The organism is Bacillus sp. XT-2 (assembly GCF_025696525.1).
In the GTDB taxonomy this organism is placed as follows: domain Bacteria; phylum Bacillota; class Bacilli; order Bacillales; family Bacillaceae; genus Bacillus; species Bacillus halotolerans.
In genome coordinates this window covers 701,557-724,967 of the sequence record NZ_JAHVOC010000001.1, presented here as the reverse complement: position 1 = coordinate 724,967, position 23,411 = coordinate 701,557, and the positions used below count along the sequence as shown (strand labels likewise).

26 protein-coding genes and 1 riboswitch are annotated in these 23,411 nt (G+C 42.8%); of the genes, 4 read left to right on the top strand and 22 right to left on the bottom strand.

Annotated elements, in window-relative coordinates; genetic code table 11:
* Positions 1 to 118: 118 nt before the first annotated feature.
* The 6 genes from KXD37_RS03960 to KXD37_RS03935 all read right to left on the bottom strand — a co-directional run bounded on the left by KXD37_RS03960 (position 119) and on the right by KXD37_RS03935 (position 5,353).
* Positions 119 to 898 carry a metallophosphoesterase gene (locus KXD37_RS03960; RefSeq protein WP_151175112.1) on the bottom strand — a complete coding sequence of 260 codons (780 nt, stop codon included), beginning with the start codon at positions 896 to 898 and terminating at the stop codon, positions 119 to 121.
* Between the two features lie 85 nt (positions 899 to 983).
* Positions 984 to 1,427 (bottom strand): YpbF family protein, encoded by a 444-nt coding sequence (locus KXD37_RS03955; RefSeq protein ID WP_024121889.1) that lies wholly within the window; start codon positions 1,425 to 1,427, stop codon positions 984 to 986.
* A gap of 64 nt (positions 1,428 to 1,491) precedes the next feature.
* Entirely contained in the window at positions 1,492 to 2,232 is a 741-nt protein-coding gene (locus KXD37_RS03950) for a LysM peptidoglycan-binding domain-containing protein (RefSeq protein ID WP_106020036.1), read from the bottom strand.
* Entirely contained in the window at positions 2,216 to 2,797 is a 582-nt protein-coding gene (locus KXD37_RS03945) for a CPBP family intramembrane glutamic endopeptidase (RefSeq protein WP_283912421.1), read from the bottom strand. Before KXD37_RS03945 ends, KXD37_RS03950 begins: the two co-directional genes overlap by 17 nt.
* Before the next feature lie 14 nt (positions 2,798 to 2,811).
* Positions 2,812 to 4,302 (bottom strand): RecQ family ATP-dependent DNA helicase, encoded by a 1,491-nt coding sequence (locus KXD37_RS03940; protein ID WP_106020037.1) that lies wholly within the window; start codon positions 4,300 to 4,302, stop codon positions 2,812 to 2,814.
* Positions 4,295 to 5,353: a helix-turn-helix domain-containing protein gene (locus tag KXD37_RS03935; RefSeq protein ID WP_188323813.1), complete on the bottom strand. Its 1,059-nt coding sequence runs from the start codon at positions 5,351 to 5,353 to the stop codon at positions 4,295 to 4,297. The genes KXD37_RS03940 and KXD37_RS03935 overlap by 8 nt, the downstream gene beginning before the upstream one ends.
* A gap of 265 nt (positions 5,354 to 5,618) precedes the next feature.
* Between KXD37_RS03935 and KXD37_RS03930 the strand changes: the two genes are divergently transcribed.
* Entirely contained in the window at positions 5,619 to 5,867 is a 249-nt protein-coding gene (locus KXD37_RS03930) for a ferredoxin (RefSeq protein WP_003225461.1), read from the top strand.
* Positions 5,868 to 5,906: 39 nt separating this feature from the next.
* Here KXD37_RS03930 and fmnP read toward each other — a convergent pair whose 3' ends face one another.
* Complete coding sequence (fmnP, locus tag KXD37_RS03925) at positions 5,907 to 6,479, bottom strand: riboflavin transporter FmnP (protein ID WP_024121894.1); 573 nt, start codon at positions 6,477 to 6,479, stop codon at positions 5,907 to 5,909.
* A gap of 156 nt (positions 6,480 to 6,635) precedes the next feature.
* A riboswitch (FMN riboswitch) is annotated at positions 6,636 to 6,770 on the bottom strand.
* 206 nt (positions 6,771 to 6,976) lie between these two features.
* On the opposite strand from fmnP, the gene serA reads away from it, so the two are divergent.
* Entirely contained in the window at positions 6,977 to 8,554 is a 1,578-nt protein-coding gene (gene serA, locus KXD37_RS03920) for a phosphoglycerate dehydrogenase (protein WP_101860353.1), read from the top strand.
* Positions 8,555 to 8,612: 58 nt separating this feature from the next.
* Here serA and aroD read toward each other — a convergent pair whose 3' ends face one another.
* The 15 genes from aroD to scpA form a co-directional block, all read right to left on the bottom strand.
* A complete protein-coding gene (gene aroD / locus KXD37_RS03915) occupies positions 8,613 to 9,374 on the bottom strand; it encodes a type I 3-dehydroquinate dehydratase (RefSeq protein WP_106020038.1) in 762 nt (253 codons plus the stop codon).
* A gap of 112 nt (positions 9,375 to 9,486) precedes the next feature.
* Entirely contained in the window at positions 9,487 to 10,596 is a 1,110-nt protein-coding gene (locus tag KXD37_RS03910) for a sigma-X negative effector (protein ID WP_151175114.1), read from the bottom strand.
* Entirely contained in the window at positions 10,532 to 11,116 is a 585-nt protein-coding gene (gene sigX, locus KXD37_RS03905; protein WP_024121898.1) for an RNA polymerase sigma factor SigX, read from the bottom strand. The genes KXD37_RS03910 and sigX overlap by 65 nt, the downstream gene beginning before the upstream one ends.
* A gap of 203 nt (positions 11,117 to 11,319) precedes the next feature.
* Positions 11,320 to 13,086 (bottom strand): sensor histidine kinase ResE, encoded by a 1,767-nt coding sequence (gene resE, locus KXD37_RS03900; protein WP_263463241.1) that lies wholly within the window; start codon positions 13,084 to 13,086, stop codon positions 11,320 to 11,322.
* Positions 13,083 to 13,805 carry a DNA-binding response regulator ResD gene (gene resD / locus KXD37_RS03895; RefSeq protein WP_095713202.1) on the bottom strand — a complete coding sequence of 241 codons (723 nt, stop codon included), beginning with the start codon at positions 13,803 to 13,805 and terminating at the stop codon, positions 13,083 to 13,085. Before resD ends, resE begins: the two co-directional genes overlap by 4 nt.
* Before the next feature lie 82 nt (positions 13,806 to 13,887).
* A complete protein-coding gene (ccsB, locus tag KXD37_RS03890; RefSeq protein ID WP_101860350.1) occupies positions 13,888 to 15,063 on the bottom strand; it encodes a c-type cytochrome biogenesis protein CcsB in 1,176 nt (391 codons plus the stop codon).
* 19 nt (positions 15,064 to 15,082) lie between these two features.
* Positions 15,083 to 16,711, bottom strand: coding sequence for a cytochrome c biogenesis protein ResB (resB, locus tag KXD37_RS03885; RefSeq protein ID WP_106020040.1), 1,629 nt, complete (start codon positions 16,709 to 16,711; stop codon positions 15,083 to 15,085).
* Positions 16,708 to 17,247 carry a thiol-disulfide oxidoreductase ResA gene (gene resA, locus KXD37_RS03880; RefSeq protein WP_044154915.1) on the bottom strand — a complete coding sequence of 180 codons (540 nt, stop codon included), beginning with the start codon at positions 17,245 to 17,247 and terminating at the stop codon, positions 16,708 to 16,710. Before resA ends, resB begins: the two co-directional genes overlap by 4 nt.
* A 93-nt stretch (positions 17,248 to 17,340) precedes the next feature.
* Positions 17,341 to 18,075 (bottom strand): 23S rRNA pseudouridine(2605) synthase RluB, encoded by a 735-nt coding sequence (rluB, locus tag KXD37_RS03875; protein WP_024121903.1) that lies wholly within the window; start codon positions 18,073 to 18,075, stop codon positions 17,341 to 17,343.
* 91 nt (positions 18,076 to 18,166) lie between these two features.
* A complete protein-coding gene (gene spmB / locus KXD37_RS03870; RefSeq protein WP_010334782.1) occupies positions 18,167 to 18,703 on the bottom strand; it encodes a spore maturation protein SpmB in 537 nt (178 codons plus the stop codon).
* Between the two features lie 4 nt (positions 18,704 to 18,707).
* Positions 18,708 to 19,298 (bottom strand): spore maturation protein SpmA, encoded by a 591-nt coding sequence (spmA, locus tag KXD37_RS03865; RefSeq protein ID WP_024121904.1) that lies wholly within the window; start codon positions 19,296 to 19,298, stop codon positions 18,708 to 18,710.
* A complete protein-coding gene (locus KXD37_RS03860; protein WP_255003314.1) occupies positions 19,286 to 20,434 on the bottom strand; it encodes a D-alanyl-D-alanine carboxypeptidase family protein in 1,149 nt (382 codons plus the stop codon). Before KXD37_RS03860 ends, spmA begins: the two co-directional genes overlap by 13 nt.
* A 120-nt stretch (positions 20,435 to 20,554) precedes the next feature.
* A complete protein-coding gene (locus tag KXD37_RS03855; protein WP_263463240.1) occupies positions 20,555 to 21,094 on the bottom strand; it encodes a YpuI family protein in 540 nt (179 codons plus the stop codon).
* Between the two features lie 57 nt (positions 21,095 to 21,151).
* Positions 21,152 to 21,745: an SMC-Scp complex subunit ScpB gene (gene scpB, locus KXD37_RS03850; protein ID WP_255003317.1), complete on the bottom strand. Its 594-nt coding sequence runs from the start codon at positions 21,743 to 21,745 to the stop codon at positions 21,152 to 21,154.
* A complete protein-coding gene (gene scpA / locus KXD37_RS03845) occupies positions 21,735 to 22,490 on the bottom strand; it encodes a segregation/condensation protein A (protein ID WP_255003319.1) in 756 nt (251 codons plus the stop codon). The genes scpB and scpA overlap by 11 nt, the downstream gene beginning before the upstream one ends.
* Positions 22,491 to 22,704: 214 nt before the next feature.
* Between scpA and KXD37_RS03840 the strand changes: the two genes are divergently transcribed.
* Both KXD37_RS03840 and KXD37_RS03835 read left to right on the top strand, forming a co-directional pair.
* Positions 22,705 to 22,794: a YjcZ family sporulation protein gene (locus KXD37_RS03840; RefSeq protein WP_024121909.1), complete on the top strand. Its 90-nt coding sequence runs from the start codon at positions 22,705 to 22,707 to the stop codon at positions 22,792 to 22,794.
* A gap of 87 nt (positions 22,795 to 22,881) precedes the next feature.
* Complete coding sequence (locus KXD37_RS03835; protein WP_024121910.1) at positions 22,882 to 23,406, top strand: DUF309 domain-containing protein; 525 nt, start codon at positions 22,882 to 22,884, stop codon at positions 23,404 to 23,406.
* The last annotated feature ends 5 nt before the right edge of the window (positions 23,407 to 23,411 follow it).

The window sequence follows — 23,411 nt, the reverse complement described above, 5'->3', positions numbered from 1 at the left end:
CATATAACACATTATATGAGATGATGAGTCATAGGTTCTTAATTGTTATCAGTTTACACTGAGTTCACTAGTAAGACAAGCACAATGCAGTTTTTTATTGACACACTCTTTAGGGAAGTCATTCAGGTGCTGCAAGTGTCACGATGTGTGCCTCAGGCTCCGCCCCTAAACGAAGGGGCACTTTTGTTGTGCCGTACCCATTGCTGATGAGGTACGCAGCATTTTTAACAAAACCGGTTGTACCAAGCTCATAAGGGCCAAATTTCCCAAATCGAATCTGCCCGCCATGGGTATGCCCGCTGAATATCACATCAATACCGTCAGTTTCATTGATTTGTTGATGGATCTCAGGATTATGGCAAACCAGAACGTTCACCTGGTTCCCGTCAATTTCTTTAATCGCTTCTTCATAATCATCCATCTCCATCCTGATGTCATCCACTCCGGCTATGGTGATGGTATGTCCGTTATACGCAAAAGGAACCGATTCATTTCGCAGCGTAATAATACGGTGCGTTTTAAATATAGCATACAGTTTCCGCTGACTGATTTCATAATCATTGTTTCCCCAGACAAACATGACAGGGACTCCCAAACCCGCAAGCCTTCTGACGTTTTCCTCAATTCTCGAGCAGGACACCCCGCCCTCAGCTAAATCACCCCCGATTATAACCAGATCCGGCTGATGGCCCTGCGCTTCCTCTAAAAGACCGTGATCAACAATACGTTTATGAATGTCAGATATAAAAAAGATCGTAAGAGGCGGCTTCCCCTTCATTTTTGATAACGTAAATGTATGGATTTTTAGGTGATTGCCTTTTGCCACTGAATACATTTTTGCCGTCATTGCCGCTGCTGCAATAGCCAATGCACCGGCAATTTTCATTGATCGCTTCATTAAAAACTCTCCATTCTTTTAGAACTTATCAATAAGACGGACAATAAAAAAAAGACGTTTCTATCGTTTGAGAAAACGCCCCATTTTATTTACTTTCAAAATATAGATTAATATCGTATTGGTGCTTCATCAATTGAAAAACAGATTCTCTCGCCTTCCATTTATCAGGCTGCGGCCAAAGATCAGTGCTTTTCTGAATAATTTCACATCTCAGTTTATGGAAATCACCCTCGGCTTTTTCTTCTTTTTTCTTAAAATAATATGAAGTGCAGTATGCAAAAGCAGTTGCCATCATCCAAAATAAATAAAAGGTATGGCTGAGCATTTCTTGAAGAATGAGCTGAGGCGCCGGACTTTTGATCATCATTAAAAGACATAATAAGCCCAGGCAAATGAGTGAGGTCCACCGCCACCTTCGGCATTGCGCAGCATAGTTTTCGTATTTTTGTTTTCGTTTCACCAACGCCTGTAGCATCTGTTTGGTCGGCGCGTCCGTAAATCGGTCCAGCTGGTTCCATAAGGATTCCATACGCTTCACACCTTGTCCCTTTTCATTGCTACAATATATGAGCCTGCGATCAAAAAGATGCCCGCTAATAAGTCAAAGGGATGTCCAAAATTTGCCCGGTATAAACGTCATTTCCGTTCAAATGGTTATAGGCACGGATCTTTTCTTCTCCTGATCTGCTTTTATAATATTTCATGGAAATTCGGTACAGCGTTTCTTTCTTTTGAACGGTGTGCTGAACGATACGTTTTGCCTCCGTATCTTGAACTGGTTCAGACTGCTGCTGTACCTGTTCCTGCTCTTTTTGGACTGTTTTTTCCGGGGAAGGGGAAGCAGCCGCGCTTTTTGCTTCCTGTTTGTTTGCTGTGTTCTCTTTTTCCGCTACAGCAGGCTGCTTCTTATCAGTTGTTGCTTCTGTTTGTTTCTCTGTCTTTTTGCCTTCAGATTTTTTTTTTGACTCTTCGCGCAGAACTGTCTCTGCCGTTTCTTTTTTGGCCTCTGGTTTTTGGACCACCTCGTATTTACTCTGGCTGCTGTTTATAAAAACATCTTCATAATCATCGGGATTTCCCGGATGGCTTTTCATTAGATAAAATAAGGTGACAAAGACGATAACCGGCACAAATACAAACAGTACTGCGAGAGTGGTAAATAACGGCGTTCTTGTTTTGCCTTGCTTTTTTTTCTTCTCTCTTTGATTTTTTACAGATTGTCTTGTCGGAAGGCTTTCTTCATCATCTTCGAAAAGGTCGTCCGCCAATGCGGTTTTATGGTCTTCATAAAGATTCTGGGCTTTTCTTCTCTCTACTCTAGACATGTTCGTCATGTGTATCCCTCCTAACATGTTCAAAACGAATCTGACAGGCAAACACGGCATCAATAATAAAATGCGCCGTTACCGGAACAAATAGATTGCCGGTCCATTCATAAATCAGTCCAAGCAAAAAGCTGATTGCCGTCACCATGATAAATAGCAGCCATTTTGTCAAATACCGAAAATGAAGAACAGCAAATACAAGACTGGCCGCCCATAAACCAATATGGGTCTGCAGCACTCCCCTGAATAACATTTCTTCAGCAAAAGAAATCAGAAGCGTTAAAAATATAATATGAGGGATTGGCCTTTTACTGAATAACTTTTTATTGATTCCGCCGTCATCATATAAATGAGGCGGACACCATTTCATGATTGCCATGTCGGCTAAAATGACAATAACCGCCAAAGAAACACCATACCAAATGATTCTTGTATCTCTAATATGCCAGAGGCTGAAAAAATCACTTATATCCTGAAAAAAGAACAAAACGGCAGCAGCGGACACCATGATGATCAGAAGCTGTGTCATGTATAGCTGCTTCAGTATATCACGGTCAGACAGATGCTGGATCAAATCCTTTTGCTGTTTCAGTTCGGCTCACCTACAGTCTCTAGACTGAATATACGGTGCAATTCCGATCTCCAGCCGTCTAATGGCGCTTTTTGGACGCGCTCCTCTTTTTGTTCATACAGCGAAAGATCAAAACCGCAATGTGAACAGCATGGCATGCTTCCTTTATCGGGCTCGTATGTTTCATCAAAATAGGCTAACAGCGATTGTCTTAAACAGCCATCGCGATGAAGTAAAGCTGCCACGTGACGCATTTTTTCAAGTTTCAGCTCCATGCGATACGTGATTTCCCGCTTGATCAGATCAATTGATGTTTTCCCCTGCATAAAGAGATGGATGATCATGCGCGACTGCGTCTCTGTGATACCATATTGCATGAATAATTCGCGCAGTTTTCTTTCGTCCTGTTCTTCCGTTTCTTCCAGCACGCGAATAACATTGGCGATTTCTCCATCCGCAAGGCTCTCCATTTGGATAATCTGCTCCTGCAATTCGAAATCTCCAGGCGCTCTGAGCAAAATGCTGACACTCGGTTTTCCGTCACGCCCTGCTCTGCCGATTTCCTGCATAAAAGCTTCAGCCGTCTGCGGGAGATAAAAATGGATGACATATTTGATATCAGATTTATCAACACCCATGCCGAACGCATTTGTACAGCAAATGACATCAAGCTGATTATTGATAAATTGCTGCTGAATTAACATTCTGTCACCAGAATCCATGCCGCCATGGTAATAATCAACCCTGCTGCTTGTTTTATATTTAATTTCCTCCGCTAATTCCTCTGCCCATTTCCTTGTCGGACAATAGACAATTCCCGGTCCTTGCAGGTTTTCAACCAGCTGAATGACCCTATCTATTTTTTCGGCAGTATCCGCGGTATTTTCAACTTTGAGCGCAATATTCGGCCGGTTAACTGAGTTAAGATGCTGTTCGGCATGCTGCAGATCAAGCAAATTCATGACATCATGCAGCGTATCCTTCGTCGCCGTAGCCGTCAGAGCAAGCACCGGCGGATGCCCTAGTTTTTTTCTCAGCTGTCCAAGCTTTGAATAATCAGGTCTAAAATCATGTCCCCATTCCGATATACAATGCGCTTCATCAATAACAAAAAGACTGATCGGAACGCTCTTTAATTTTTCCAGGACATATGACGACTGCAATGCTTCGGGCGACAGATACAAAAATTTGTAGCGGTGGATATGCTCCAAAACGAAATGTCTTTCCTGCCTGCCGAGCATGCTATTCAATGCGGCAGCTCGTTTTTCTCCCCGCGCTTTCAGCTGCTGCACCTGGTCCTCCATTAAAGAAAGCAAAGGAGAAACGATTAATATCATACCGTCAAGCATATAACCGGGCAACTGGTAGCAAAGAGACTTTCCTCCCCCTGTCGGAAGCATTGCAATGGTATCCTTTCCGCTGAGTACGCTTCTGATGATGTCCTCCTGCCCTTTTTTAAAGGAATGAAAACCAAAAAACTGATATAACGCTTGCTGTAATTTAGTCATACTGTTTCACCTGCTTTGCCAATGCCAGCCTGATTTGAAAGTAGCTGAACCGCTGCTCTAGGCCTTCTCGAATTTGTTTGATCTTGTTTGTCCGCATGCGTTTGGCGAACTCAGCAATTTGGAGCTGATCTTCAGCCGAAATATATCCATCAATCACAAAAGCCGGCTCATGAAGAGAAATTTCGACGATATGGTCTTCAATTGTGGCGGTTTTCAGCTTTCTGATTTCAGCAATTCGCTGAATCGGAATCCCTTGTCTGACCATCTGCCATGTTTTTCTCGTAGACTCAGTCAGTGCGTTCTCCAAATGCACATCAGAAAGAAGATCCTTTAATATAGAATCTTCACATTGCGGCAAGGAATGAATAAAATAATGTACCCCAGCCCAAAACAAGACATAAACGTACCACTCGTCTTCTTTCAGATTGTCAGCAAGCTGCCTGCTCGTATAACCGATCCTATTATATGAAGTTAATGAGTAGACAAAGATAAGAGCTGCTTTCTCGTCAAGCTTTTGCAAATGATTCTCCAGCATATCCTGCAAGCCTCTTGCCAGTTTTTCATGATCCTTTTGCTTGTGCATGTATCGCTTGACCCAGTGAAGCGTCTTATAATCTTTTGTGACGGGAATATACTGTCTGCTGCTGTGCTGCTTATTTGACAATACCTGTACGAGAAGGGAAAGTCTTTTCCAAAGCACGCTTGCGGCCTGCTGAAAATAAGCGCCGTGGCAATGGGCTGGCCAAGGCCGTTCACTCAGCGCCTGCCTCAACATGCTTTCGCCTCTAATAGTCACTCTGTATGTATCTGTTTCTGACATCGGTTCCAGAAATGACTGCTGTTCAAGCTTGCGAAGTGAGGCTGAAATGTCGCTTCTTGAACATTGCGGAGCCATTCCAAAATATCTTGCAGTCTGAAATAAGCCAGCATCTTGAATGGTTTGTGACGATCTTTTTCCTTTGAATAAGTGAAAAACGGCACTTCCTGTCCGTTCCCCGTTTATTTTAGAAAGGCAATCGAGAACCATGATATCAAAGTAATTTAATGACAACCTATCCACCCACATTCTTCCTGACAAAAATCGCTGGTTTGTTCTTTTTATTTTAACAGATTTTAAACAGAAATCGACGTTTAAAGTCATCATTAGGGGGGATGTTATGTAGATAACCCCTTATGTGATAAGCATTCTCAATCATTTTTCTGTTGAAATGTGGCATCAACATCATTACAATAAGTAAGAGGAATAGGTGTTAAATTGATTAAATATAAAGATTGATCCATTTGTTCCACCAAGAACAATCTGGGAGGTTTTATTCATGGCAAAGTACACAATCGTAGACAAAGATACATGCATTGCATGCGGCGCTTGCGGAGCGGCTGCACCAGACATTTACGATTACGATGATGAAGGCATCGCGTTCGTAACGCTTGACGAAAACAAAGGCGTTGTCGAAGTTCCTGAAGTACTGGAAGAAGATATGATTGACGCATTTGAAGGATGCCCTACTGATTCCATCAAAGTGGCGGATGAGCCGTTTGAGGGCGACCCGCTTAAATTTGAATAGAAGTAATCGAAAAAGCTCCCCTATGGGAGCTTTTTTTATTTAATGAATATGCGCGCTTCTTTGCTGTTCAATCCACGGTTTAAGCTTGATAAAGATAAGTGTGAACACGATCGTAATGACAATGCCTTTTATGACGTTAAATGGCAGGATACCAGCGACTACCGCTGTTTTCAGCGCACTGTCGGATAATGCCGGGGAGTGTAAAAACCATGTGTAGGCCGGAAGAATCAGAACATAATTCAGAATGCTCATCAGCACCGTCATAGCTGCAGTTCCAAGCAAAAGACTTACTGCCAGGCCTTTTGCTGAGTTCAGCTTTTTAAATAAGAAAGCAGTCGGCAAAATAAAGAGTGTTCCGGCAATGAAATTTGCAATTTGTCCTACAGGCACTCCAGCCATGCTCCCCTGAATGATATATTGAAGAACGTTTTTTATCGCTTCAACGGCAATACCCGCTAAAGGTCCGTATATAAGAATCGCAATAATGGCAGGGACATCACTGAAATCAATTTTTAAATAATCAGGAAGCCCCGGAAACGGAAAATTTAACAGCATCAAAACAAATGCGATGCTGCTCAGCATGCTGATCACGACTAATTTTTTTACTTTCAATTTGCTCTCTCCTTTTCGATCACATCTTACTCGAAAAGCGGAAAGGTTCTTTTTCCAGCCAATAAAAAAACCGCTCTATGATATAAAAGCGGGGTTTCAAAAATTTGGCTTGGTAAAGAAACGTTTGAAAACCTTTCTTTCAAAACGCTGCTGAACCTCCATCTTCTCCCATCCAGACTATACTGTCGGCTTCGGAATCGCACCGAATCCTGCTGTCAAAAACAGCTCGCGGGCTTAGAGCCATTGCTCATCACCGCCGGTAGGGAATTTCACCCTGCCCCGAAGATTGATCGTATGAATTTGGTTCCATTATAAACGATAAACGGTTGGTTGTATAGATAATTGCTTCAAATTAAATATAACGCCAAAAGTCTCTAAAACTGGTCAATTCCTCACTTTCCTTTTATCCTTTACTGCGTCAATACACATTGACACTCTATTGAGAATATGTTAAATTATCAGATATTTAGTTTGTCAATTTAGGAGGAAATCTTACGATGTTTCGAGTATTGGTCTCAGACAAAATGAGCAACGACGGCTTACAACCACTTATTGAATCAGACTTTATTGAAATCGTCCAAAAAAACGTAGCAGATGCAGAGGATGAATTACATACCTTTGATGCTCTATTGGTGCGAAGCGCGACAAAAGTAACAGAAGACCTTTTTCAAAAAATGACTTCTTTAAAAATCGTCGGAAGAGCCGGTGTCGGTGTTGATAATATCGACATTGACGAAGCGACGAAACATGGGGTAATTGTTATTAATGCGCCAAACGGAAACACAATTTCCACAGCTGAGCACACATTCGCGATGATCTCATCTTTAATGAGACACATCCCTCAGGCCAATATCTCTGTAAAATCCAGAGAATGGAACCGCACAGCATATGTCGGTTCGGAACTTTACGGCAAAACACTTGGAATTGTAGGATTAGGCAGAATCGGAAGCGAAATTGCACAGCGTGCGAGAGCCTTCGGTATGACCGTGCACGTTTTTGATCCTTTCTTAACAGAAGAAAGAGCGAAAAAAATCGGTGTTAACAGCCGTACGTTCGAAGAAGTCTTGGAAAGCGCAGATATCATCACTGTGCATACACCGTTAACAAAAGAAACAAAAGGCTTATTAAACAAAGAAACGATTGCAAAAACGAAAAAAGGTGTTCGCTTAATTAACTGTGCACGAGGCGGCATTATCGATGAGGCAGCTCTTCTTGAAGCTTTAGAAAGCGGCCATGTTGCCGGTGCGGCTCTTGACGTTTTTGAAGTTGAACCGCCAGTTGATAATAAACTCGTTGACCACCCGTTAGTGATTGCCACTCCTCACCTAGGGGCATCGACAAAAGAAGCGCAGCTGAATGTTGCAGCGCAAGTATCAGAAGAAGTTCTGCAGTTCGCAAAAGGTCTTCCTGTTATGTCAGCCATTAACCTGCCTGCCATGACAAAAGATGAATTCGCTAAGATTAAGCCGTACCACCAAATCGCAGGAAAAATCGGCAGCCTCGTATCACAATGCATGAAAGAGCCGGTACAGGATGTCGCGATTCAATATGAAGGCACAATTGCTAAACTTGAAACATCGTTTATTACAAAAAGCCTTCTGTCAGGCTTCTTAAAACCACGCGTTGACTCAACAGTTAACGAAGTAAATGCGGGCGGTGTCGCAAAAGAACGCGGCATTAGCTTTAGTGAAAAGATTTCCACTTCTGAATCTGGATACGATAATTGCATTAGCGTAAAAGTGACAGGAGACCGCAGCACCTTTACCGTTACAGCTACCTATATCCCTCATTTCGGAGAACGCATTGTCGAAATCAACGGGTTTAATATCGACTTTTATCCAACAGGCCACCTGGTTTACATCCAGCATCAGGATACGACGGGGGTCATCGGCCGAGTGGGACGTATTATCGGAGATAACGATATTAACATTGCAACCATGCAGGTTGGCCGTAAAGAAAAAGGCGGAGAAGCCATCATGATGCTTTCTTTTGACAGACATTTAGAAGATAAAATTGTGAAAGAACTAACAGATGTTCCTGATATCGTGTCTGTGAAACTTATCGATCTTCCATAATGAAAAAAACTCAAGCTCTGCAGCTTGAGTTTTTTTCTGCTTTTTAACGGTTTCCTGTTTATGTATGTTTGTGCAGTACTTCTAACACGTTTCTCAGTTCGGATACAGGTATTTGCCCAGGTGCTGAAGCCTCTTCTCCTGCGCCGAATGTGCAAGCTGATCCAAATACCTCACCGCTCAGCCTGCTGACTAATCCCGTTCCCGCCATTGACATTGTGATCATCGGTCGGTCCGCATAATTTGTCTTCATCGTATACGTCGCATCAAGCAAGGTTAAAAGATCTCCTGCATCCTTCGGCATTACGGATATTTTCGGAATATGCGCTCCTAACTCCTGCATTTTACGAAGCCGAGAAATGATCTCGTCCTTTGCAGGTGTTTTCTGAAAGTCATGATTAGACATAATCACGTAGACACCATTTTCTCCTGCTAAAGATACTAAGGCTTCAACGTTTGCCTCTCCTGAAAATAATTCAATATCGATAAAGTCTATATCTTTTGTGCGGATAGCCGTTTCCAGCAAAGCGATGTAGGAACTTACATCCATTTCTTTGCTCCCGCCTTCTTTATGCGATCTGAATGTAAATAGAAACAGCTTGTCTCTCAAAGACTCTCGCAGCTTTGAGATCATCTTTATGACTGCTTCATTGTCGTCTGCTTTTTCAAATACATCGACTCGCCACTCGACAATATCCGGATCCAGTAATTTCACAGCTTCTGCTTCTTTTAAAATTTGCTTTTCTGTTTTCCCCATCAGCGGAACGATGATTTTCGGCATCCCTTCACCGATGGAAACTCCTTTGATTGTTAACACGTTCACTCGTCTCAAATCCTTTCAATCTTTACCTTGTTTTATTATACACGGACAAGTTTTTTTTGAAAATTTCTATTATATGAAAAGCAACGAAAAAAGAGCCTGAAAAAAGGCTCTTTTAATTTAAGGAAATCGGATTTGGAGCAGCAGGAACCGGAATAGCTTCTGTTACATCGTATCTGCCGATTTTTTTTGTTCCCGTTTCCGCAAAGGTCACTTCTGTAAAGCCAAACTCCTTTGCTGTTAAAAGAAGTCCCTCCAGCATTAAGATGCCGGCAATAGAATCCTCAACTCCTGAGTGTTTTGAGAAATGGATATATAAGTGATTCTGTTTCTCCGTTACAGATTTGACGGCACCCGCTTGAATAAGAGGTGCAGTATTTGTTTGAGTGCTCGATTCCATTTCTTTAATAGCTTCTTTTACAGTATTAAATGTTCTTTCTGTTGGAACGAGAAAGTCTTGTCCTTGTTCATTTTGGTACAAGGAGTAGGCTCTGTTCGACTGTTTAGGAATAGGAATTTCAGTAAAAGTACCATTTGAGCCAATACTGGCGCCGTCCTTTTTCTGCTCCGATGAGTAAATTTTGATTTTTTCATAAGGACTCCATTTTAAAGATTCTTTCAGCAATTTTTTTAGTATTGCGTCGTCTTTTACAGAAAAAGCCTCAATGGGCTGATCGACTTGTATATTTAATTCCTTATGATTTTGGTTTTCCTTTACTTCCACTTCATCCATGAAGGAGGGAATCGTGATGGCGTGATCAAGGATATCCAATTGATCACTTTCAAACAGCACCTCCTGTATGGTTTGGTTTGAAATCGTTTTTTTAATGCTGACGGGTATAATTGTGGATGTTTCGGCATCGGCAATTGCTACAGTCGTATAATTGTTCTGCTCCTTTTTAGGAACAACTAACGATGACTGATCCAGGGATAATGCTGCTTTTTTGCTGTCTGCTGTCTCAGTTTTCGTTATAGCGTTTTCTTGGGACGCTTCTTTTTGTTGAGGCTGTGCCTGATCAAAGAAATGAGGAGAAATAATGAAGGCGATATAAACCGCAACTGCAGTGGCACATGCGGGGCCAATCCACCTAACAGCGGACTTTTTTTTGCTTTTTGCCATCGAAAGCCGCTTATATATGTCTTGCGGAGAACGATGGTCTTTAACTGCCGGCAGTTGACTTAACAACTCCTTTATCTGTTCTTCGTTCCAATCTGACTTCATCATCCATTAGCTCCTCCCTCAAAAGCTCCATATGTTTCCGAAGTACTTTGAGCCCTCTGTGTTGGGTCGTTTTCACTTTGCTTTCCGAGAAGCGCAGAGCATTGGCTGTTTCCTGTATTGAATATCCCTGAATAAACCGTAAGATAATCACAGCTCTTTGATCGATCGTACATTGATCTAGCGCAGCATAAATTTCCCGGACATTTTCATGTTGAACCGCGAGTTCGTCCGGAAGCAATTGCTGATCTCTGACATCCTGTGTATCCCAATCAAATGTCCCGAGTACACGCTGTCTGATCGTCTGCTGCTTACGGAACCAGTCTATCGCCACATGGCGTGCAATCGACAAAAGCCATGTTTTTTCACTGCTTCTTCCTTCAAACGTATGATATGAATTTAATACACGAATATAAACCTCCTGAAGAAGGTCTTCAGCCTGGCTTTTATCCTTTACCATATAAAATAAAAATTGATATAAATCTTGATGGTAAGTTTTATATAACGCTTGAAAGGTTTCTTCCATAGGAAACCCCTCCGTTCCTTTAGTCGTAATAATAGCTTAAAAGTTACATTACAACTATATTACGAGAAACTGGAATTTGGAAGGGAATTTATATTAACATATCCTTAAATTTTATTAAGAAAAACCTTTTAAAAAACACCCGCTCGGATCAGCGGGTGTTTCTTATGGAACAAGATTCTTCGGCAAATTCAGACTCGACTTGATCATTTTGTCGGAATATAAAACGTAAACGTCGTTCCTTTGTCCATCCGGCTGTGCACCGTAATGGTACCGTTGTGAGATTCCACAATATTTTTAACAATAGCGAGTCCCAGTCCGGTTCCTGCTCTGCCCCTTGTCCGTGCTTTATCCGCTTTATAGAACCGCTCAAAAATAAATGGCAGATCCTCTTCCGGTATGCCGGAGCCGGAATCTTTGACGTCTATTTTTATTCCATCCTTAACCGTATGAACGGAGATGGAGACATTGCCGCCTGATTGAGTATGACGCAACGCGTTATCAATTAAATTGGTAAACACCTGCTCCATCTTATCTTCATCAAACATAAATTCCTCTTCAGTGAGAGAAATGTCCTGATGCAAAGAAATATTTTTTTCTTTGGCAACGCCGGAAAATTTGCGCATGATCTTTTCTATAAATTCATTAAGATTGATTTGTTCATAATGCAATCCAGTATGCCCTGATTCCATTCGCGCTAAATCAAGCAAATCGTTGACAAGGCGGCCCATTCGCAGCGACTCGTCATAAATAATTTGAGCAATCTCTTTTCGGTCTTCTTCGGAGCTCGCAATGTCATCGACAATGGCTTCACTATACCCTTGAAGCATGGAGATCGGCGTTCTTAATTCATGGCTGACATTTGCGATAAAGTCTTCGCGCAATTTATCAAGGCGGCGTTCTTCGGTCATATCTCGAAGAACGGCAACCGCGCCTCTGACATGCGATTCCGCATACAGCGGCGACATCAGCAGCACCCATGATCTGCCCTGCAGCGTCATTTCAATCATTTGTTCTTTTTCTGTGCTGACAGCATTTTGGAACAGTTCTTTTGCTTCTGGCGGAAGATTGTCGCCTTCTTTAATATTCATATTCTGCTCATAATACCAAGCCTGCAGAAAACGTTCGGCCGGCGGGTTTGTCACGAGAATCGTGCCGTCGATATTGATGGTAATCACTCCGTCAGCCATACTGCTTAATATGTTTGAAAGCTGTTCTTTTTCTTGGTTGAGCGCATTGATATGAAAGTTAAGCTGCCGCCCCATTTGATTAAAGGCGGTTGCCAGCTCACCGATTTCATCCTGGGTTAAAATCGGGATTTTCGTGTCAAACTTGCCCTTCGCCAAATCCTGTGCGCCCTCTCTCATTTTTCGAAGCGGATACGTGACCCTGCTTGATAAAAAGAAAGCAAAAAATGTGGTCAGCACAATCGCAATGCCTGCGGCAAGGAATATATAACGGGTCGTGTGTTTTGTTGTGTCTTTGACGGCAAGCAGAGATTGAGATAAAAAGACCATGCCTTTTTTTCCGTCTTTTTCATACGGAACACCCACAATCAGGCGTTCATTATCCGTGTCTCTGCCACTCAGGCCCGTGCGTTTACTGACTTTTTTATGGTTGTCCAGAGCCTGATGTAAATCCTTGTCCCGCTGTATTTGCTCAAGCGTGATAGATGAGAGCCGATTTTTATCGTTCGGCGAATACCAGTATTTTTTCTCATCCTGTATGATCGCAATGCTTGTTAAGTTATCAGCGAGCTCCCAGGTGATCGACCTTGCCAGCGCCTGATCCTCGTGTTTTTCTAAGATGACTGCGACTTTATTTGCAAGCTGGGTTAAATCATTTTCGGCTTCTTCCACATGATAATTTTCGATAAACTCGAGTAAAAGCACCGTTAAAATAAATAATACGATCAGGACAAGAGAAAGGATCGTAGCCCACAGCTTGCCTACTACGCTTTTCCAAAATTTCATTCAGCGCCTACCTCGAATTTATAACCGACGCCCCATACGGTGACGATTTTTTTGGCAGCTCCCGGTGATACTTTATTGAGCTTTTCCCGGAGACGTTTGACGTGTGTGTCTACTGTACGCAGATCGCCAAAAAATTCATACTGCCACACTTCCTTGAGAAGCTTTTCCCGATCATACACTTTGTCAGGTGTTTTCGCTAAGAAGTAAAGGAGCTCATACTCTTTCGGTGTTAAGCTCACTTCAGTTCCGTCAGCAGTTACCCGATGGGCATCATGATCGATTGACAGATGAGAAAACACCAATACGTTTTTCGTCGGCGTATTCGCATTGAAATAAGAGTTTTGAGATGCCCTTCTCAGAAGCGCTTTTACCCGCAGCACAACTTCTCTCGGACTAAACGGTTTGACAATGTAATCATCTGTTCCCGATTCAAACCCCTGCACCCGGTTTGCTTCTTCTCCTTTTGCGGTCAGCATGATAATTGGTGTAGCTTTTTTTTCGCGAATTTGGCGGCAGACCTCAATTCCGTCTGTGCCAGGCATCATTAGGTCAAGCAAAATTAAGTCATAATTGGTTTCGAGGCCTTTGGCAATGGCTTCATCACCATTTTCCGCTTCTTCAATCACATAATTTTCACGTTCAAGATACATTTTTAAAAGGCGGCGAATTCTGGCTTCGTCATCAACTACTAATATTTTGGTTTCATTGGATTGGTCCATCGTTTTCCCCCTGCTTTCCTTCTGTTACTTTCATTTTATCAAATCGTGAGAAAGTTTGATAACTGTATCGCTTTGTTCTGGACTATGCATAAGAATGAAGTCCGGCAAGCACAAGATTTACGAATATTAAATTGAACATAATGATGGCAAAACCGATTACGGCCAGCCATGCTGATTTCTCACCGTGCCACCCTCTTGACAGCCTTAAATGCAAATAAGCGGCGTAAAACAAAAACGTGATCAGCGCCCATACTTCCTTCGGGTCCCAGCCCCAAAATCTCGTCCAAGCGAGCTGAGCCCAAATCATTGCAAAGATCAGCGCGCCGAGTGTAAAAATCGGAAAACCGATGGAAACGGCTCTGTAGCCAACCTCATCCACCAGATCAAGATTCACGTTTTTCACCAGAGGATGTAAACAGGCACTGATTCTTTTTCTGACGATCAGGCGAAGCGCTCCGTACAATAGGAGTCCAGCTCCAAACGACCAAATCACTGTGTTTACCTTTCTGCCTGAGAAAAGGGCCGGAAGCTCTGCAATGGGCTGCATTTTCCCCTCGGTGATAAGCTCACCCTCATGCGGACCTACAAGTGCGGGCATTTCATAGACCATCACGCTTTTTTCCTTATTCTTATCCACCCAGTTAAACTCAGCTTCATAGCCGGCAAAACGAAACACAGATGTTATCACAATAAAGGCAACTGCCGTCACCATAATAAACATGATAGCTTCAAGCCAAAAGGTTTTTTTACTTGGTTTTGTCTGGTCAACATGCTTCAAAAGAAAAATGACACCTGCGACAAAACTGATGGCGAGTATAGCTTGCCCCAGCGCGGCCGTGGTTACGTGGATATACAGCCAATTGCTCTGCAATGACGGAATTAAAGGCGAAATGTCCGTCGGAAACATGCTGGCGTATGCGATCAGCAATAAAGCGATCGATAATGTAAACAGACCTAATGAAGGCAATTGATAGATAAAATAAAGGATAATAAACGCAAGCACAAGCATCATGCCAAAGGCCGTTGTAAATTCAAACATGTTGCTGACAGGCGCATGGCCGCTGGCAGCCCACCTTGTAATAAAATAGCCCAGGTGGCAGAGAAAACCGATAATCGAAAGGGTAATCCCGATCGTCGCCCACCGGTTTGCCCTGTCTTTTTTATTTTTCCTTCCGCGTATGGCCCCGCCGAAAATCGGGACCGCAATTAAATACACAAGAAAGGCCGCATAAAGAAAATTTCCGCTCAGCTCCGCCATGACACCACTCCCTTTTCGCCTATTTCTGTGTTTTCATTAATTCTTTTTGGTCTGCTGGTTCAGTCAGCCCCGTATCGGCTAAAACAAATTTTAAATCCTGCTTTAGTCCGTACCAGTTTTTATTGGTATGGCCGGCAACCATGACTGCACCTTCCTGTGTATGCAGCCAGATTCTGCGGTGCTGCCAGTACATTCCTTGAATGACGCCAATCATAAAAATGGCTCCGCCGATGGCAAGCACCCAAAGCGTCAGATCTTTTCTGACTGTCAGACCGGTTATGTTTTTCGTTTCGACATGGTCAAATTTCAACTTGTACTTATTGCTGCCCGACCCTTCAATTGTTTCTTGAATGGCAACAAAGCTTTTTTCGCCTTTTGGCTTATCTGGCGTTATGATATTAAAAACAAACGCCGGATTGTTAGGGATTTTTGTTTTTGTGCTCGGCTCTCCGTCCTGATTAAAATAGAAGTCAGGAAGGTAGCTGGCGACCTCAACTTTGTAACCGTTGCCAAGATCATAAACCGAATCTGGATCCAATAGGTTGATCTGTAAGCTCCCAAAGGATTTTTTTGATTTTTTGTCAATCAGCTGAAACACCATCTGATCGAGCTGATTCTCTTTATAATCCACCTGATAAACAGAAAACGAATCAAAGCGCAGCGGCTGATTGACACGAATATCTTCTTCTTTTACTTTTTTCAGCTTCGGCTTCTCTCCGTAGACAATTTTGCCTTCCCGTTTATAGAGAACCGCGTCTGTTTGAAAATTTTTCGCGACCTTTCCGCTTCCGACTCTGTCAATTGCATCAGCGAACACCTTTTTTTCTGTATCGCTGTTATAAGTCTCTACGCTGAATTGATTGTTTTTCAAATAATATCTTCCGTCTGTGCCTGGAATTGCCGCAGTTTCGCCTTCTCTGACCCAGAGCGTTTCATCGACGTACATGCCCGGCACAAATCTCAGCATTGCGCCAATCAGGAAAATGATTAATCCTATGTGATTGACATACGGACCCCAGCGGGAAAAACGCCCTTTTTCCGCCAGAAGGCTGCCCTCTTGTTCTCGTATTCTATAACGCTTTTTCTTTAAGAGAGTCACAATCTTTTCTTTTTCTTCAAGGTTGAGCTCGGTCTCCGTTTCACTGAACAGCCGCTGTCTTTTTAAGAAAACAGGGCTTCTCCTGACCCCCTGATTTTTCAATGCCCTGTACAGGGGAATCACGCGGTCAAGGCTGCAGATGACAAGAGAAATGCCGATAGAGGCAATCAGCAGCAAGTACCACCAAGATCCATATAAATGATGGAACCCGAGTAAATAATAAAGCTGGCCAAACGTGCCGTATTGTTCTTTATAATATGTATCAGCCTGAGCGCCGGGGGGCAAATAGGCTTCTTGAGGAAATATAGTCCCGAATGCTGATGCTGCAAGGGTTATGACGATAAGCCATATTCCGACCTTAACCGAAGAAAAGAAGTTCCATATTTTATCAATGAACGTTTTGTTATAGGTTTGTGAACGTCTCGCACTTCCATCGTATCTCATATCAGCAAGCGGGGGCTGCGTTTCCTGAAGCGCCCTGCCGCACGATTCACATAAAACGGTTCCGACCGGGTTGATATGTCCGCATTCACATTTTACCTGCTTCATCCCGAAGTCGCTCCGGGTTTTATCAGATTCATATAGTCATGGATCATGCTTTCTGTCATAGTGCCGGTCACCACCTTGACAACTTTTCCTTCCGGGTTGATTAAAAAGGTTGTCGGAAGCGGAGATACGCCATAGGCATCAAGCACCTGACGATCTGTATCCAGGACAACCGGAAAATTCACTCCGTAGGATTTCATAAAATTATGTACTGCTATCTTTGACTCCCCAACATTTACCGCGACAATTTCAACGCCTTGGTCTTTAAAATATTTGTATTGGTTCGCCATATAAGGAAATTCTTTTTTGCACGGCTCACACCAGGTGCCCCAGAAATTCAAAAAAACACCTTTTCCTTTTAAGTCACTCAGCTCAATACGTTCCCCATTCGTATCTTCAAGGACAAAATTCGGTGCCTCGGACCCTTCGGATATGCTCTCTTTGTCGGCAAATACAGCATTGTATATTGTATAGGCCAGCGCGCAGATTAAAACGAGAAGGATGCCGGTCCGAATGAATAAACGCCTTTTTTTCTTCATTGTCCACTGCCCCCTTCCCCTATTGCAGATCCATTCAATTATATCATTTCACAATCATTTCACATTTCTAACTTTTTGAAGGTTATGTGAAACTTAGAAAGCGTTTTTACCGTGTTCCGCTAGCGCTCTGAGTCTTTTGACTTCATGCGGCGTAAGCTCTCTTGCGTCTCCCGTATTTAAGCCTCTCAGATTTAAAAATGCGTATTCTTCCCGCTTCAGCTTAATTACTTCATGTCCGATTGCTTCAAACATGCGGCGCACTTGCCTGTTCCGTCCTTCATGGATGGTCAGCTGTATAATGCTTGTTTGTTTTTTCTTATCCAATGAAAGCAGCTTCGCTTTGGCAGGCGCTGTTTTGCCTTCCTCTAGCATAATGCCGCGCTCCAGCTTTCTGATCAGCTCTTTAGACGGTATGCCTTTTACCTTTGCTACATATGTTTTGTTTATTTCATATTTAGGGTGCATCAGCTTGTTGGCAAACTCGCCGTCATTGGTTAAAAGCAAAAGACCGCTTGTATCGTAATCCAGACGTCCGACCGGATAGATGCGCTGCGGCACTTCTCTAAAAAAGTCCGTCACGACTTTGCGCCCTTTGTCATCATCCGCTGCGGAGATCACGCCTCTTGGTTTATATAGCAGAAAATAAACAGGTTCTTCACGTTCCACCTTCAAGCCGTTTACTTCAATCTGATCAGAACCGGTGACTTTAACACCAAGCTCTGTTATTACTTTGCCGTTCACCTTTACTTTTCCTTCTTTAATCAGCTCTTCTGCCTTTCTGCGCGATGCAACTCCGGCGTGAGCAATTACTTTTTGCAGTCTTTCCATGTCTTTCACCTCAAGTATTATCTTACTTTTTTCAACCTGAACAAACAAGCTTTTTCAGATTTCGCATGCTTTATCTAAAAAAACGCCATTTTCAGGCGCTCCCAAATAATAACGTAACGATGATGATAGATGCAACTACACCGATTAAATCAGCAAGAAGTCCCACCTTTAACGCATCACCCATTTTTTTAATGCCAACAGCTCCGAAATACACCGTCAGCACATAAAGTGTTGTATCCGTTGATCCCTGCATCACAGATGCCAGCCTGCCAATAAAGGAGTCCGGTCCATAAACTGCAATTAAATCGGTCGTCATTCCCAGAGCAGCCGTACCGGAGATCGGACGGATCAGCGCAAGCGGAACCACCTCAGCCGGTATGCCGATGGCGGAAAAGGCCGGCTTTAAAAGATCCATAAAAAAGTCAAGCGCGCCTGATGATCTGAAAACGGTAATTGCAACAAGCATCCCGACTAAATAGGGGATAATCGAAAATGCGATCTCAATTCCTTCTTTTCCGCCTTCAACAAAGGATTCATATGTCGGCACCTTTTTGATTGTTCCATAAAGTAGAATGCCGGCAATAATGATAGGGATCATGGCTAAAGACAGCCAGTTGATAATTTCCATCGGATTACCTCCCCTTCTTTTTACGGCGGTAATAAAAATAACGGTCAATAATAATGGCGCCGATTCCAGAAATAAGTGTCGCCAAAATGCTCGGTCCGACGATATCTGTCGGCGTTTTGGAGGAATAGGCCATTCGCACGGCGATAACCGTTGTCGGGATGAGAGTAATGCACGAAGTATTAACAGCTAAAAAAGTGATCATGGAACGGCTCGCTTCCGAACGGTTTCCATTCAGCTTTTTCATTTGCTCCATTGCTTTAATGCCAAGAGGTGTGGCCGCGTTCCCGAGGCCGAAGAAGTTCGCCATGAGATTTGATAAAATGTAGCCCATTGCGGGATGATCCGGCGGTATGTCAGGGAACAGCTTAGAAATAAAAGGCCTGCACATACGGCTGAAAATATCCAGCAGTCCAGACTGTTCAGCTATTTTCATTAAACCCAGCCAAAAAACAAGCACGCTCATAAGTCCAAATGAGATTGTGACAGCTTCTTTGGCTCCTTTAAACACCGCCTCATTTACATCCTGCAGCGTTCCGTTGCACATCGCAAATACTAGCCCGATCACAGTTAAGCTGACCCAAATTATATTGACCATTTTGCCCCGCCAGCCGCATTCAGAAAAATGGATTGAAACGTTTCAAAAAACTTTTTTTTCGGTTTTTGATTTCGTTCGTTTTCGTAATAGATCGGCACTTTTGCGATGATTTCATCGTTGAACATGACTTTCATATGTCCTACAATATCCGGAATTTTTGAGACATCCTTTTCCCAGGCTTTTTTTGGTTTGAGCAGGGTAGTGTTGATTTTGACATCTTCTTTTTCTTCTTCGGTAAGCAAATAGGTGATGTCCCGTTTGATGAAAGCTTTAGACTCATAAAATGTACCTTTGAGCTTCGGAATATCTCCTTTTTTTGCGATTAAATATGTTTGATAATGATCAAATACATAGTTAAACATATTCATATGATCATCCCAATCGTCGGGGTCATTAATGGTAACGGCTATCAGATTAACGCCGTCCTTTGAAGCGGTTGAAACGAGTGTGCGTTTTGCAAGCTTGGTATAGCCTGTTTTCCCCCCTGTGCTGTATGGATACAGCATCGTCAGCAATTTATTTTTGTTTTTCCATACGCTTTCCATTGTTTCTGCTTTGTATATCTTTGTGCCGGAGATGGTTTGATAGTCTTTGAGCTTCATGGCGTATTTCGTTAAAACAGCCATGTCATAAGCTGTTGAGTAGTGATTTTCATGGTCGTCCAATCCGTGCGGGTTTTGAAAACGGGTATTCTCCATACCGATTTGTTCTGCTTTTTGGTTCATCATATAGACAAATCCATCGAGGCTTCCCCCGACATACTCAGCAATCGCAACAGCAGCATCGTTCCCGGATCTCAGCATCAGGCCATACACAAGATCCTTCAATTTTACTTTTTGCCCTTCGGTTAAATAAATGGCCGAGCCCTCTGTTCTGACCGCATTTGCAGAAACAGTCACGGTTTCTTCCATTTTTCCGGATTCAATGGCGAGAACAGCGGTCATGATCTTTGTAATACTGGCAATCCGCCTTTTTTCATGCTCGTCCTTGGCAAATAACACTCTTCCTGATGTGCCGTCAATGACAATGGCGCTCTTCGCACTGACATTTATAGCTGCATGTGCTGTGTTCACATTTACATTTGCAAATAGAAAAGAAATGATGACTATTAATACAGCTTTTTTAAAAATGCGCATGTTTGTTCACGTCCTTGTGGTGGTTTGTACAAGTTTATGCGCATGTCCATCAGTTATGAATAACAATTGTGTCTTGGCCTGCAAACATAAAAAAACTCTCCCATAAAGGGAGAGTAAGTGTTATCTGATTGATGCCATGCTAGATCCGGACGCTTCGTAATGAGCCAGTTCTTCCCTCATCTTCAGAAACGCTGCGCTCAGCGGCAATAATAATTGCTCCAGAGACTGCGGAACAGCATGGTAGAACTCAATTGCGCTGACTCCGGTATATGACGCCCGGCTGTTTTCACACCAGGTGTCTTTCTTTGGCATAAAGAACTCTTCAATGCATTGATGATACACATTGTAAAGTGTTTTTTCCGCTCTGGTTTCCTGAAATGGCTCTTGCATAAGGAGACGGCGGCATGCTTCAGCGCCTCCTTCACAAAATACTGTCATTCTTCTCAGCGTGCTCAGCACATCACAGCAGTATGCCTCTTCAACAGGCAATTCAGCCTGCATAGACGCCAGTGTGGTTTGATTTAAATAATCATTAACGGTATTGACAACCATTGATAAGAATTCGTCTGTTTTTTGAGTCTGCACTCGCACAATCGAATGTCCCATTTCGTTTGGTATCTTCCCCTCATGTCTTTGTCTCTCACATTTTGCTTCTTTCATGATAGCTACTTCTTCCTTATATCTTATGTTGATGAAAAAGCGCGATTCATTAAATCTCTATTTTATGTCTTCAAAGGTTTGGTTAAAGTTTTCAAAGAATAAATCCGCTTCTTCTTGAAGAACGTCATCTTCCGCATTTTCAGGCAGCGGCGGAAGCTCGTCCAGCGTTTTTAAGCCGAATTGCTCAAGAAAAGTCGGCGTCGTGCCGTATAAAATGGCCCGTCCCGGACCGTCAGCGCGTCCGACTTCACACAGCAGCGCCTTGGCGACAAGGCTGTGTAAAATTCTTTCTGATTTCACGCCTCTGATATCTTCAATTTCCGCTCTCGTAATCGGCTGTTTATATGAAACAATCGCCAGCACCTCCAAAGATGCCTGGGAAAGGCCTTTCGACGGTACTTCGATCAGTTTTTTCAAGTACGGCGCAAAGTCTTTTTTGGTGGAAAGCATGTACGTATCTGCATATTCAATTAGTTCAATGCCTCTTGTATCATGACGGTAATCGTCTGCGACATCCGCCATAATGGTGTTCAGTTCAGGCTCTTCTATTTCAAGCACTGTTAACAGCTGTTTTTTGGTCAGTCCTTCATCGCCTGCCGCATATAGAAGGGCTTCCACTATAGCTTTCCAATTCACGATATCAAACCCCATGAATGGATTCACTCCCCATAATGTAAATATCTGAAAAATTTTGCTCCTGCTCAATCAAAATCAGCTGATTTTTCATCAGTTCTAAAACCGCCAGGAAGGTGACAACCAAATGTTCTTTTTGCTCATATGAAAAAAGATCCATAAAATTGATTCTTTTCCCTTTTGATTTCAGGCTGTGCACGATTTCATTCATTCTGTCTTCGATTGGTATTTCCTGTCTTGTAATTGTTGTTTCCATCGGCCTTGTTATTTTTTTTCGCTTCAGCACTTTTTGAAAAGCGCCAATCATATCGTAGACTGTGACTGACAGCTTTTGCTCCGACTGTTTCACTTCTTTTGCATATTCGCTCAAGTCACTCGGCGGTTTCGTGAATGATTTTTGTCTTTCTTCTTCCCGTTCCTTTAATTCCTTCGCCGCGTCTTTATATTTTCTATACTCAATCAGCTTTTCAATCAGTTCCTCCCGCGGGTCTTCTTCCTCAAGCAATTCATCCTCAAACAGCTCTTCCTCTTGCTTCGGGAGCAGCATTCTGCTTTTAATACTGAGCAGTGTGGCAGCCATCACCAAATACTCGCTGGCGATATCAAGCTCAAGCACACGCATCGTATGTACATATAATAAATATTGTTCAGTAATCTTCGCCACAGGTATATCATATATGTCAATTTCAAGACGATTGATTAAATGAAGCAGCAGGTCCAATGGGCCTTCAAACGTATCAATTTTTACTTGATATTCTTCCATCATCTCACCATTTTCAAGTATCACTCTCATTGCCGGATAAACTGGCTACCCTTTAGTATAAGCCACCAAAAAGCTCTCGTCCAATACTATTTCATTTCCTGCATTTCAGGAGATTTGTGCTGAATATTCAAATAACAAGATATCCGCCTACACAAAAAAGGGCAGGTGTACATAGGATGCTCGCGTAGACCACAACAAAGGAGGCTGAATGTTCATGGGAGAAAAGTGCTTCAGCGGCGGTTTCGCTTTAATTGTCGTTTTGTTTATTCTGCTGATTATCGTAGGTGCCGCTTGGATTTGCTAGAACTAAAAATGAGCAGGTCCAATGCGCTGTTTTTTCCTTTTATCTGTCCTGTGTTACACTAAAGGCGGATTAAAAGGAGGAAGCATCTTGTACCCGAAAGCTTATATCGATTATCTCGTTGAATTTCACGCAACACGGGATTATTTTGAATGCCATGAAATACTAGAAGAATATTGGAAGGAAGATCCTCCGAACAAACGAAACATACTTTGGGTCGGCTTTATCCAGCTTGCTGTTGCTTTGTATCATCACAGAAGACAGAATACAGCCGGGGCCAAAAGATTGCTGGCAAACAGCATACGGATTCTTCAAGCGGAAAGACAAGCGGTGGAAGATTTGGGGCTTGATCATACCCGTTTACTGGAGCTTATGCAGTCGGTTTACGAACAAATTGAACTGGGATCTTCCTATAAAAGCATCATGCTGCCAATTAAAGATGAGAGGCTGAAGGAAGCATGCCGCATTGAATGCAAGCGAAAAGCTTACACGTGGGGACAGCCCAGCACACTCACTGATAGATTTCTAATTCATAAACATCGTTTGCGGGATCGGACTGATGTCATCCGCGAACGCGAGAAAGAAATTGAACGAAGAAAAAAAAGCAGAGGCTGATAACA

Coding starts and splice junctions, on each gene's coding strand:
- ccsB (WP_101860350.1), bottom strand. CDS start 15,063: ATGGCGGAGCTGAGCGGAAATTTTCTTTATGCGGCCTTTCTTGTGTAT.
- spmA (WP_024121904.1), bottom strand. CDS start 19,298: ATGGTCAATATAATTTGGGTCAGCTTAACTGTGATCGGGCTAGTATTT.
- resB (WP_106020040.1), bottom strand. CDS start 16,711: ATGAAGCAGGTAAAATGTGAATGCGGACATATCAACCCGGTCGGAACC.
- resA (WP_044154915.1), bottom strand. CDS start 17,247: ATGAAGAAAAAAAGGCGTTTATTCATTCGGACCGGCATCCTTCTCGTT.
- KXD37_RS03950 (WP_106020036.1), bottom strand. CDS start 2,232: ATGACGAACATGTCTAGAGTAGAGAGAAGAAAAGCCCAGAATCTTTAT.
- scpA (WP_255003319.1), bottom strand. CDS start 22,490: ATGGAAGAATATCAAGTAAAAATTGATACGTTTGAAGGCCCATTGGAC.
- KXD37_RS03930 (WP_003225461.1), top strand. CDS start 5,619: ATGGCAAAGTACACAATCGTAGACAAAGATACATGCATTGCATGCGGC.
- KXD37_RS03910 (WP_151175114.1), bottom strand. CDS start 10,596: ATGATGAAGTCAGATTGGAACGAAGAACAGATAAAGGAGTTGTTAAGT.
- resD (WP_095713202.1), bottom strand. CDS start 13,805: ATGGACCAATCCAATGAAACCAAAATATTAGTAGTTGATGACGAAGCC.
- KXD37_RS03855 (WP_263463240.1), bottom strand. CDS start 21,094: ATGAAAGAAGCAAAATGTGAGAGACAAAGACATGAGGGGAAGATACCA.
- KXD37_RS03840 (WP_024121909.1), top strand. CDS start 22,705: ATGGGAGAAAAGTGCTTCAGCGGCGGTTTCGCTTTAATTGTCGTTTTG.
- KXD37_RS03960 (WP_151175112.1), bottom strand. CDS start 898: ATGAAGCGATCAATGAAAATTGCCGGTGCATTGGCTATTGCAGCAGCG.
- resE (WP_263463241.1), bottom strand. CDS start 13,086: ATGAAATTTTGGAAAAGCGTAGTAGGCAAGCTGTGGGCTACGATCCTT.
- KXD37_RS03955 (WP_024121889.1), bottom strand. CDS start 1,427: ATGGAATCCTTATGGAACCAGCTGGACCGATTTACGGACGCGCCGACC.
- serA (WP_101860353.1), top strand. CDS start 6,977: ATGTTTCGAGTATTGGTCTCAGACAAAATGAGCAACGACGGCTTACAA.
- sigX (WP_024121898.1), bottom strand. CDS start 11,116: ATGGAAGAAACCTTTCAAGCGTTATATAAAACTTACCATCAAGATTTA.
- spmB (WP_010334782.1), bottom strand. CDS start 18,703: ATGGAAATTATCAACTGGCTGTCTTTAGCCATGATCCCTATCATTATT.
- KXD37_RS03940 (WP_106020037.1), bottom strand. CDS start 4,302: ATGACTAAATTACAGCAAGCGTTATATCAGTTTTTTGGTTTTCATTCC.
- KXD37_RS03860 (WP_255003314.1), bottom strand. CDS start 20,434: ATGCGCATTTTTAAAAAAGCTGTATTAATAGTCATCATTTCTTTTCTA.
- rluB (WP_024121903.1), bottom strand. CDS start 18,075: ATGGAAAGACTGCAAAAAGTAATTGCTCACGCCGGAGTTGCATCGCGC.
- scpB (WP_255003317.1), bottom strand. CDS start 21,745: ATGGGGTTTGATATCGTGAATTGGAAAGCTATAGTGGAAGCCCTTCTA.